At 40.3% G+C, this 10,359-nt stretch carries 12 protein-coding genes; 1 reads left to right on the forward strand and 11 read right to left on the reverse strand.

The window, feature by feature from the left end:
- Positions 1-3 precede the first annotated feature (3 nt).
- The 7 genes from E1919_RS25175 to E1919_RS25205 form a co-directional block, all read right to left on the reverse strand.
- The gene (locus E1919_RS25175) at positions 4-687 is read right to left on the reverse strand and encodes a hypothetical protein (protein WP_162056180.1); all 684 of its coding nucleotides are present in this window, start codon (positions 685-687) and stop codon (positions 4-6) included.
- 94 nt (positions 688-781) lie between these two features.
- Positions 782-1,435: a DUF4919 domain-containing protein gene (locus tag E1919_RS25180; RefSeq protein ID WP_162056181.1), complete on the reverse strand. Its 654-nt coding sequence runs from the start codon at positions 1,433-1,435 to the stop codon at positions 782-784.
- An 81-nt stretch (positions 1,436-1,516) separates the two neighbouring features.
- Complete coding sequence (locus E1919_RS25185) at positions 1,517-2,149, reverse strand: DUF3885 domain-containing protein (RefSeq protein ID WP_162056182.1); 633 nt, start codon at positions 2,147-2,149, stop codon at positions 1,517-1,519.
- A gap of 142 nt (positions 2,150-2,291) precedes the next feature.
- Positions 2,292-2,777 (reverse strand): hypothetical protein, encoded by a 486-nt coding sequence (locus E1919_RS25190; protein WP_162056183.1) that lies wholly within the window; start codon positions 2,775-2,777, stop codon positions 2,292-2,294.
- Between the two features lie 148 nt (positions 2,778-2,925).
- Positions 2,926-3,450 carry a hypothetical protein gene (locus E1919_RS25195; protein WP_162056184.1) on the reverse strand — a complete coding sequence of 175 codons (525 nt, stop codon included), beginning with the start codon at positions 3,448-3,450 and terminating at the stop codon, positions 2,926-2,928.
- A gap of 70 nt (positions 3,451-3,520) precedes the next feature.
- Entirely contained in the window at positions 3,521-4,162 is a 642-nt protein-coding gene (locus E1919_RS25200; protein WP_162056185.1) for a hypothetical protein, read from the reverse strand.
- 99 nt (positions 4,163-4,261) lie between these two features.
- Positions 4,262-4,891 (reverse strand): DoxX family membrane protein, encoded by a 630-nt coding sequence (locus E1919_RS25205; RefSeq protein ID WP_162056186.1) that lies wholly within the window; start codon positions 4,889-4,891, stop codon positions 4,262-4,264.
- Positions 4,892-5,154: 263 nt separating this feature from the next.
- On the opposite strand from E1919_RS25205, the gene E1919_RS25210 reads away from it, so the two are divergent.
- Complete coding sequence (locus E1919_RS25210) at positions 5,155-6,165, forward strand: IS110 family RNA-guided transposase (RefSeq protein ID WP_162056187.1); 1,011 nt, start codon at positions 5,155-5,157, stop codon at positions 6,163-6,165.
- Positions 6,166-6,272: 107 nt separating this feature from the next.
- Here the strand turns inward: E1919_RS25210 and E1919_RS25215 are convergent, their stop codons facing one another.
- From E1919_RS25215 to E1919_RS25230, 4 genes are all read right to left on the reverse strand, one after another.
- On the reverse strand, positions 6,273-7,112 hold the full coding sequence (locus E1919_RS25215) for a hypothetical protein (protein ID WP_162056188.1): 840 nt from the start codon (positions 7,110-7,112) through the stop codon (positions 6,273-6,275).
- A gap of 444 nt (positions 7,113-7,556) precedes the next feature.
- Positions 7,557-8,165, reverse strand: coding sequence for a hypothetical protein (locus E1919_RS25220; protein WP_162056189.1), 609 nt, complete (start codon positions 8,163-8,165; stop codon positions 7,557-7,559).
- A gap of 87 nt (positions 8,166-8,252) precedes the next feature.
- Complete coding sequence (locus E1919_RS25225; protein WP_162056190.1) at positions 8,253-9,335, reverse strand: tetratricopeptide repeat protein; 1,083 nt, start codon at positions 9,333-9,335, stop codon at positions 8,253-8,255.
- A gap of 543 nt (positions 9,336-9,878) precedes the next feature.
- Positions 9,879-10,145, reverse strand: coding sequence for a hypothetical protein (locus E1919_RS25230; protein ID WP_162056191.1), 267 nt, complete (start codon positions 10,143-10,145; stop codon positions 9,879-9,881).
- Between the last annotated feature and the right edge of the window lie 214 nt (positions 10,146-10,359).

The raw sequence follows: 10,359 nt of genomic DNA on the forward strand, positions 1-10,359 counted from the left end.
GCTTTAGTGCTTTTTAGGTGAGGTCAGGGTAAATGGTTTTCCTTCTTTTACAGTACCCTTGAAGTTACCCTTTGCCAAAATAGAGGCTTGCATCGGATTTTCAGATTTATAGTTTCTTCTTCCCTCGTAAACAATATCACCAGAAATAGAGTCTCCCACCTCGAATGACTTTCTGTTCAGGCGAAGCACCTGTCTATTAGCAATGAATGTTGTGTCAACATAGTCTTCTACCTCAGAGTATGGTTGTATGAACTCACCTGGTACAGGAAGAACAACACCAGGACCACCAAGATTCTTTAAGTAGTGAGAAGTGCTAAACTCATCATCTACAATTTTAACTCTTACTCCTCCCTCAATACTGCTTCCCCGCTGGAAGAACTTAAGAAATAAAGTATCCTCGTAAATTATTGCCTCAAACTGATTGTGAGGAAAGACATACATCAGGTCATTATAGGGCTTGCTTTCTTTGTCCAGATATGGTTCTAACCGCACTATTTTCACATCATTCGTAACAGAGTCGTTCAATGGGAGCCATGAGTTTTGCGCATCACGGAAAACAGGCCAGTATTCTCGTTCTGTTAGCTCGAAGGCCGTAAAATGACGGTTATCCTCTTTTGGCTCCTCAGCCCCAGCAATAGCCTTTTCATTGTTGGTATTATACCCGCAACCCATGCACAGCATGTTCAAACACAGTATGAGATGCTTATTATACATTTTTATTAATACTTACAGTCTTGGCTTTGCGGTGGCATAGCTAACACACAACATTGTTAGACTATGTCTATTTTATATTCATCACGTCTTCGAAATAAAGTTTATGCCCTCCTTTACTCCAAACACTGTATGCGTGATTATTATCAAAGCTTAGTTGCTCATTGCCTCCAAAAAAGCCCAGTACTCCTTTTAGTACATAATCATCTTCCATGTTCACGATTTTTATCGCACTACTCATTGTATTCCCATCACCTGTACTGAAGATAGCATCTAACAAGTTATTTAATCTTTGCTCATAGTAATGGGTTGTATCAACATATCCGCTCCTGGTAATACAGTTGCTTACATGCAACAATACTGTTAAATCAACAGGGTTTCTGTTTAATATTTTTTCTCCTAATTCTACAGCCTTTTTGCAATTGCCGTTCATTATAGCTCTGTCAAAGTCAAGCCTTTCGGGGTTTGCAACAAAGGAGAGAGGTTTATGGTTATCCTGGAAAATTTGCCCATAATACAAATAGAAACTATCCTCAACACTTATTTCACCAGGCTTATTTTTAATCTTTTCCTGAAGCTTATGGTAAAAGAAGCTTGATGTAGAATCTTTGGAAACTCTTTCAACCTGTAACTTGAAATCTATAGAATCAGCTTTCTGAGCATATAGGTTAAAAGAAAAGAATAACACTAAACTATAAAAAGTAAGTTTTAGAATCTGTTTCATCTTTTATTCTAATTGATACCAACATATTGGGCTTTGCGGTGGCGTAGCTAACAAATGGATATGGTTGTAACACGTTTTTTCTTATTTGAAGAAAGTATCTATCTCAGGTCTATGGTAATCCACAATCCATTCGTTTAGCTCTTCATAGATACTCCTGATTCTTTCTGCATCGTTACTAAAAACAAAGCACCCCCTGTCGTCATACATGTAGAACCCTTTGCTGGAATTAACATCAAAAATATAGACTTGTTGTGGTATGGCAGGTTCAAAACCCATTTCCAAATTAGCAATACCTTCAAGTATGTCTTTTATTTTTATCTGGGTTAGCTCAACCTTTCCAACAACGATTCTGCCTGATATCCAATTTTCATTTGTTAAGTCAGCTACATTTATACTGGCAGTTTCACTATAGAACTCCTGAAGCTTCTCCTTGGCTATTAGGGAGTAGATATAGCCTTTGTCCTTAGTAAATGGAGAATCACCTTCATAGTCATATACAATCACGAAAGTTTCCTTATCATAATCGGGAAAAGTGCTGTGAAATATTCTCTCTGCTCTTTCAACTGCCTGTTTTACTCTTTCCTTGGTTCCGTTATTCAATATCTCCCCGCCTAATTCAAACCTGATGTGAATCTCACCACCTAACGAAAAGGGAGAGTCAACTTTAGAAGCTGGATATTCCCTTGTAAGATATTCTTCAAACTCTTCTTTCATTAATCAAATGAATTAGAACGTGTTTGGCTATGGCGCATTTTAATGCGCTATAGCTATTGTTGTGCATTAACTTTCTTCTTTCTTCCAATTTAGGCTCAACGAGGCTGACCCTACTTGGCACAGTCCATGCCGCATAATGTTGCTATAGCCTTTTCCTTATTTTCTTAGCAAACTTATCTCTGCCAATTTGGGTGCTAAACAGCCCGATTCTTGGATTAGAAATGTGCGGATTGTAGAACTTAGTCTTTGAGTAAACTTTATTTTCATCTGCAATAAGTACTGATGTCACACAAGATGGAGCTGAATAAGTATTTGGGCTTGATTCATAGGCTGATTTTCTAAGTCCCAGAACAAGTTTTTCACCTGGTTCATCCATAAATATTTCAGTACAATCCAGACCTCCTTCAAAAATCTGAATTGTATCATTGGAAATGTTCCCTTTATATATTTTATCGGCAATTAAATATCCCTTTCCTGAATCTCCATCCCGATAAAATTTTCCTTCAACAATGGCATCAAAACTTCTAACCTGATTCAAAAAGTAGGAACCAAATGATTGCCTACAGGTGCATCCAAATGCATAAGTAGAGACAACAACTAACACTGAAATTAATACAGCTCGTTTCATGACAGACTTACTTAAGCTACATCCGTTTAACGTTCTCTAACTTTTGCTCTAATCTATTGATTTTGCTTATGCACAACAGCATTCGTGCAGCCGAAGCCCGTAGCGTAGCAAGGGTATAGGCTGCACTTGGTTGGCATGAGAGCTTCTTTTATTCTTCTATCAATTTGTTGAGGCGTGGCTGTAATACCCAATAACCGATGATAGAGAACCATATCAGGAAAAGCTCTCCTACATAGTCCCCGAACTTTGCGACCCGTCCTAACTCAACTGTTTTCATTGTCTTTGCAGCAAAGCGTAAACCCATGAAGATGAAAACCATTGACAAAAGGTGAAGCACAACTATTGCAATACCAGTCACTGCCATACTATCTCCCGAACTGTCTGTCAGAAAACCCATGTATATTATGGTTCCCAAGATGTATAGTATCGGAATCGAAAAGTAGACTTTAAATCTTCCAGAGTTAAGCCTCGTATCTGACGGAAGCTTTTGGTTCAACTCTGTTGCTATCGCCCATACCCATCCCAAGGTTCCAAGGGTAAAGAGTACCATCATAACTGGAAATACCTCAAACATTAATTCAGGATGAGAGAAGGTGAATACATTTACCAGCATTGGAAGTCCCCATGTAAGGAGAAACAATTGCCAATGCTTTAGCTTTAGAAGAAACTTCATTTGTTCTGTTTTATAACTTATGCTATGGTGTTTTCATTCTATGATTTATAGTGAGCTTTATTTATGAAGCTTACCAAACCGCAATCCAATAAATTACAGATTCTTTTTCCTTATTTATAGCGACACCTTTCGAATACCCATGTTTCCATTCGTCGGGCATGTACCGCCCAGATGTTTCATTTAAATGATTTGAAAAAATGCCTGCTTCTGAATCAAGTACAAAAATTTTGAATCCATTTGGCAATCGACTTCTTGTTTCTGTGGTACTTATGCTGTTACTCCAGAAATTAATTATAGGAAGATAATCCATACCACAATCAGCAGGTCTATCCATTGAGGCCTTGTAAGTGTTGTTCACACCATACTGGGTCCTACGAACAAACCTGTTCACAATAAGCAAACAACTATCTTCAGAGTTATAGTCTTTTTTTGAGCGTTCTTTATAAAATGAATCAATTGAGTCTATTTCAGATTGGCTGAACTTAAGGTTTAATTGTAACGAAATGTTTCTTTCGTCAGAACCATGTTCATGAACATAGGCTTCTGGGTAAGTTATTCTCTTAGGAAAGTGGTCAACCAGTGAATCAGGAAAACTTTCTTTCGCTTCATCAATTTCTATTAGTGAGGAGTATGAAATACTGTGTTTCCTATGATTGTCACATGAAAAAGTCATAGCGGCTGCTAAGCAAAGTAAAATTGCAAATTTCCTCATTCCCGAATTTTTATCACTGAATTTGGAACATTCTTCAATTTTAGAAATAGCATACAACGGAGTTGGCTTTGCGGTGGCGTAGCTACCGTAAAGGTGTAGTTAGCTAATGATTTTGTTTATGAGCCCCTGTACCCCAGCCCATACTGCTACTGGTTCTGTGACTAAATAAAATATAATTTTAGGCAAAAGCCCAGTAGTTTCGAGTGCTATTGCAACAATAGGTAGCAACGCATATGACCAAATCGGATACTTGAACTTTGTGTTAACATTTTGCCACACTTCATTCCAAATTAATTCCATCTTGCTCTTGTAGTGCCAAAGAATCAAAAAGTCCAACAGGATATAGAATGACAATCGCCAAGCAAAGGCATTAGCCATAGCTGGCGGCATAAAAGTAAGGTCAATAAGCAGTACCGTAGTAACTATTGGAAGGAACAGGAACGCTCCAAGCAGAGCAGTTCTGTTTATGATGAGCAGACCGCCACAAAGCATCTGTGAGATTCCAATGAATGCTTTAAAAGGTTGCTGGTCGAACATGTACCATGAGACCCGAAACAAGCTTAAGTCCTTCAAAGGTGTTGACAATTCTGCGTCACTTATTCCAAACTGACCATCCACCATTTTGCTGTAGCCGTACCTGAGGAAGGTCCACCCAATAAGAAACCTTGCTGCAAGTATAAAGTAGTCCCAGTATTTTTCTTTGGAGGTTTTCTTTAGAGGCTTCATCATTAAATTACTTGCTAACCTTTAGATTAGCGCTATATCATTTTTCTAATAGTTATACTTTCATATTACCAGGTACAGAGGTAACTTTTACCTCTACCTGAAGAGCAGCCAGTGCACTACCCGCTAACAAGGCGAACAGGTCTATTAGACGAATCAGTCTGGCTGCTTTATTTCTCAACCCGCAGGCAGGGGTCATATAGATTTTCGGGACACAAGGGCCCATCATAAAGGTTTCGACTCAGAGCTTGCACAACCTATTGAAAGATATGGAAAAGCCTATTGATTCCCAAGCACCCGCCTACATTCTGGGCGTCGATGTTTCCAAGGACAGCCTGGACGTGTGCCTGGCCACCTGCAGCGATGGGAGAATGCTCCACCAGAAGTTTCACAACAACACCAGCGGCTTCAAACGCATGAAAGCATGGCTCAAGCAGCAGGGCTGCGAGGCAGGTCCTGACACTTTGTGCTGTATGGAGCACACTGGCCTCTACACCAGACAACTGGTGCACTACCTGCTGGCAAGGGATGTGCGGGTATGGATGGAGAGCGCCCTGCAGATAAAAAGGAGCATCGGCATGGTACGAGGAAAAGACGACAAGGTGGACGCACAAAGAATAGCCCGCTATGCCCTGCTGCACCAGCAGGAGGCAAAGTGCCTCTCCCTTTCAGGCGTGACATTGGAGCGGCTGAAAGACTTGCAGGCCAACAGAAACAGGCTCATCAAGGCCCTCAAGAGCCTCAAGAGCACCATCAATGAGCTGCTACAGGTGGACCCTGTCTCTGGAAAGACGCTAGAGCAGGTAAACAGGAAAGCCATCAAGGGGCTGGAGAAGAGCAAGGAGCAGGTGGAGGAAAAGATGCAGCAGTTCATTGAGAAGGACACAGAACTAAAGCGCAAGTACGACCTGCTCACCTCAGTAAAAGGTGTGGGAAAGGTGCTCGCCATTTCCCTTCTGGTCTATACCCAGGGCTTCACCAAAATGGAAGACGGCAGAAAACTTGCCTGCTACTGCGGGGTGGCTCCCTTCGAGTACAGGAGCGGGACGAGCGTGATGAGCAAAACGGGCATATCCAAATTCGCCAACAAAGAGCTCAAGCATGTGCTGCACATGGCGGCCATGAACAGCGTCCGCTATAACCAGGAACTCAAGACGTATTTCGAGCGGAAAGTCGGGGAAGGAAAAAGCAAGATGAGCGTGTTGAATGCTGTCAGAAACAAGCTGCTCCACCAGGTTGTAGCCGTGGTGAAACGAGGGACACCATATGAAGTGAGATAGAACATTATTTAGATTAAAGCGCTTGTTTTACTCATAGATTTCGGCTCGTACATAAAGCGAACAAGGCGTAGCCGAAGTATGACTTATGTGCTGGGTTATAGCAAGTTTTACTTTCTAAGCTTCTCTAATGTAGGTGCGTGCTCTGATTCACCTCTTTCTTCAATGAAAAAGACACTGTTTCTATTCAACAGTTCTGGCATTAAGTCCCAGTGTGCGAAGCTTCTATAATCATTCTCAAAATTGTATAGCCTTGATACCTCTATCTGACCAACAACTTCAAATTCTGTTCGTGACTTTTTGAAGAGCCTTGCCTGATACCACGAAACCATTTCCCTGTATCTATACTCTCTCCGCAAAACTTCTTTCTTTTCTGTCAGCACATTTGCCATTTCGAACTCGTCTATTGTAGGTTTGAAATTCGAATCTATGTCAGTTACAGCAATTAGATTCATTCCGCCCTCAGTCTGCTTTTCTGATTCCAACACCAAGGCACCTCCATAATTACCAGAGTTTAATCTGAATGTCAGGCAGTCTCCTTTTTCATATATGGCATTTCTGAGGATTTTCTTTTTTGGCTTCTTAGCTACCTTCTTTTCAGTAGCTAATTTCTCCAGAAACTGGTCCAACACTTTCTTTCGTTTCTTCTGTTCGGCAGTTGAAGCGCCAAGTTCTTCCCATAGCTTTATGTCGTCCCCTGAAGCAACAATGCTCTGTACCTTCTGGAAAACAGTAGGGTCTAACGCCTTACATTCCCATTGAGCCAAAGCAACAGAAAACCAAAAACTGTTTCTTTCTTCAGTGTCCGCCTCAATTAATTCTTTATTTTCAGTGATTAGCTGTGATGTGATAGCATCAACTTCAAGCCCATCATTATAAAGTTCGAAAAACTCATGATTGATATCCTCGAACATATCATTGGAGGATATTCCAGTACCCCAGGTTCCCATTTATTATCTTAAATTAGCTATAACGGGCCGCGTGCATGCGGAGCCTGAAGCGTTAGCGAAGGTTGAGCATGCATTGGGTTGTAACAAGTAATTTTACTTTTTTACTACAAGTATGAGTCCAATTAATATAAGTCCTATACCACCAATGTAGCCTAATATGTGCATTAAATAGCTAACTGTTAACGATGGTTTTCTGGATTTTTCATCTTTATAAGTCATATAAATAATTAAAAGACCTATCAAGAATAGGATTAAAAAATACACTATCTGCATCAGTATTTATTTCTTCTTCAAAGCATTATACATTAAGCTTCAAGTTGCAACGGTTCATACTTAATTACATGTAAAACACTTTTGTCTCTTTAGAATCTATTAATTTTTATTTGTTACAACGGCCTTGCCTATAATGTGGCGAAGCTATATTATAGGTGTGGTTAGTGCCATTTATTCTTCTGGGTTAGGCGGCAGGAATTTTATACCTCCGAATTCACCTTCCCAATTAATATCATCAGGGTTGTACTCTTTATTTTCAATTTTATGTTTGAGAACAACCTTCTCTTCTTCTGTTGATTTTCTGACAGAATAGATGTTAAAGTTCTCCTGCCTGAATACATTGATTATTTCCTTGAAATGCTTATTCGTTATAGAGTCAGTAGGTGAAGATAGTATAGCCGATACTTTCCTATGATAACTACTCGTGTCTTGGACTACACTTCTAACAAATCGAGCAAGGTTTTCATCTGTCAATTCCACAAGGTCTGAAGGGAGTAGATTTATGAAGTCAGGGTTAGACGTATCAACTCCTGTTCCACACCAGCCATAGTCATTGAACTTATTGTGGTAATATGTTTTACCATTTGGGTACACGATGAAGTTGTGCTGCCCGTAGAATAAAGCTGGCGGAGGTGGCGGGGCTGAATTTGAAGAATCAACTACTGGCTCTTTAATTACATGATACACCTCTCCCTGCTTTTCAAATGCCTTATCTTCAAATGCATTATCACAAGCAAATAGAAAGGCTACCAGAACTAAGAATATCAGGTTCTTTTTCATCAATTAATATTCGCACTAACGGATTTGTGCAGCCGAAGCCCGAAGCATAGCGAGGGTTAAAGCTGCACTGGGTTAGGGCTTGTTGTTCTATTTACAATAGGTTTCTATGGCGTCAATTATCATCTGCTTCTTATCTCCTAATTGATAGCCTTTCTTCAGGTCCGCGCAAATTTGCTCTTGCTCTTCTTTAGGCATTTCCGCTTTGTCTTTCGATGCCATGACAGTAACTCCACCCGTCTTGCTCAAAGTTCTGCTGCCTTTAAACTCATACTTGCGGATTTTGGCAAACGCTCGGTTGTTTAGTGCCTTCATGTGCAATGGCTCAAGTTCTAAAGCCTTATTGTAGTCTTTGATGGCTTCATCAAACTTAAAGTCGTAGAAAAAGGCTGTTCCCCTTTCAAAGTATGCATCGCTATAATTCGGGTCCATTTCTGTGGCTTTGTCAAGTGTCTTTACAGAGCCTTGGTAGTTTCCATCTCTGAACTGCTGGTTTGCCTTGGAAAGAAGAGCATGGAATTTCTCCTGCTCTTTAGAAGGCATGGCTTTACCATCTTTAAATTCTGTCAGGCGTTTTAACTTGCTAGTTGAATACCACTCTTTCCAACTACCATTTTCTTTTCCGTCTTTGAACACGCCCTTATATTTGATTTGCCCATTTGAAAAATATTGTTCTGCTTCGCCATTTTCAATTCCGTTGCTGTAGTTTCTCTGGAAGTTCTTCTTTCCATCAGGATAGTAAACTGTTCTTGTACCTTCTATTAATCCATCTTTGAAGTTACCTTCGCCTTGTTTCTTGCCATTCAGAAAGTAGTCAATGAAAGGGCCTGTATAAGGAGTTGGCGAGTTTATAAGGTGCCACCTTCCTTTAATTCTTTCCATGGCCTTTGTGGATGGAATCTGCTTTAGCTCTAATGAGCGGCTGGCATATGCTTTAGTAGTGATGAGAATCACCTTATCAAAGTCTTTGTAGCCGTACTGCTCTATTGCTGCCTTATTGGTGACAACAGTTATCTTCTGAACATCCGCTTCGCTTAATGAACCGAAGCCTTCTTCTGGTTCATCTATAACAGCTATAGAGTCAACTACATAAAGGATTCTTTCTTCAGCTTCCTGTGCAAAAGCAAAGACTATCAGGAATTGGAGAAGTAGGGTGGTAAAGAGTGTTTTCATTTTTTAAAATTTGCCCTAACTACTGGATATGCGTAAACATACGGTTATCTGCACTATGTGCGGCAGTGGTATTGCCCTTTCCCAAGGGTGAAATTTGCGTTTTTATGGCTATTTCGATGGTACCCGACATAATATTTGTTTACTACAATATAATTAATAATCTGGTAAACCAGCTTTCTCCCAACACTTTTTAGGAGCGGCACGCCAAAAATGAGGTGATTAAAAGTCATGGACCTGCTACCCTTGGGCTAATCAGCAGTGCTTATCCGCTCTTCCTTAGCAGACAGCGATTCTAAACGTGCTGTTACCTGTAAAAACAGAAGCGTTTAGGTGCAATTCAGCTATCCGATTATATCCGTATTATCCGATTATATCCGTGTATACTCGTGTTAAAACTCGGCTACCATATTAAAACATTACTTAGGCAGCATTATGACGCCATCAAGGGTTTTGCTTCTGAGATTATCATCGTCTGGAATGCATTGGATTCTGTGCAATTTCATGTAATACATTACTGTGAACAGTTTGATAGGAGACAGTAAGTTAAACGAAGCCTTTCGTTACTCCACCATTCTGAACCATAATGTCATATTGGTAACCATGGTCGCTTAGCTCTCCTTCAGGCAGGGGGGCTGAAAAGCTGTATACTGGCTCATCTAATTTTCTTAAGTCAACGGCTTCAATTGGGGCAAATATCTTCTGACTCTCTTCTTTGGTTAAAGCGGAGCTATAGTAAACATCTTCAGGGTATCCACTCTTCCGTACTTTCACAGAGTCGGCAGTTATGATATAGTGGTTATCTGCACCCATCGCCCACTCCTTTATTGTAATTCTATATCCCTTTTCCCCAACAGTTTGTGAGAAGCACAGGCTATGAAAAACAATTAACAAGCATACTATAATACTCCCTTGATTTAGGGCCACTACTTTAATTGACGTATAACATTTAACTTAGTGGAACAATGAAAGGAACAAGAAGGAAATTCAGCGCGGTCTTCAAGGCCAAAGTAGTCCTAGAGGCACT

Source organism: Pontibacter pamirensis, from assembly GCF_010015475.1.
GTDB lineage: Bacteria > Bacteroidota > Bacteroidia > Cytophagales > Hymenobacteraceae > Pontibacter > Pontibacter pamirensis.

Bases quoted from the DNA above. Each gene is read 5' to 3' on its own strand.
- E1919_RS25185 (WP_162056182.1), bottom strand. From the start codon at position 2,149: ATGAAAGAAGAGTTTGAAGAATATCTTACAAGGGAATATCCAGCTTCT.
- E1919_RS25220 (WP_162056189.1), bottom strand. From the start codon at position 8,165: ATGAAAAAGAACCTGATATTCTTAGTTCTGGTAGCCTTTCTATTTGCT.
- E1919_RS25230 (WP_162056191.1), bottom strand. From the start codon at position 10,145: ATGGGTGCAGATAACCACTATATCATAACTGCCGACTCTGTGAAAGTA.
- E1919_RS25225 (WP_162056190.1), bottom strand. From the start codon at position 9,335: ATGAAAACACTCTTTACCACCCTACTTCTCCAATTCCTGATAGTCTTT.
- E1919_RS25195 (WP_162056184.1), bottom strand. From the start codon at position 3,450: ATGAAGTTTCTTCTAAAGCTAAAGCATTGGCAATTGTTTCTCCTTACA.
- E1919_RS25180 (WP_162056181.1), bottom strand. From the start codon at position 1,435: ATGAAACAGATTCTAAAACTTACTTTTTATAGTTTAGTGTTATTCTTT.
- E1919_RS25200 (WP_162056185.1), bottom strand. From the start codon at position 4,162: ATGAGGAAATTTGCAATTTTACTTTGCTTAGCAGCCGCTATGACTTTT.
- E1919_RS25190 (WP_162056183.1), bottom strand. From the start codon at position 2,777: ATGAAACGAGCTGTATTAATTTCAGTGTTAGTTGTTGTCTCTACTTAT.
- E1919_RS25210 (WP_162056187.1), top strand. From the start codon at position 5,155: ATGGAAAAGCCTATTGATTCCCAAGCACCCGCCTACATTCTGGGCGTC.
- E1919_RS25215 (WP_162056188.1), bottom strand. From the start codon at position 7,112: ATGGGAACCTGGGGTACTGGAATATCCTCCAATGATATGTTCGAGGAT.
- E1919_RS25205 (WP_162056186.1), bottom strand. From the start codon at position 4,891: ATGATGAAGCCTCTAAAGAAAACCTCCAAAGAAAAATACTGGGACTAC.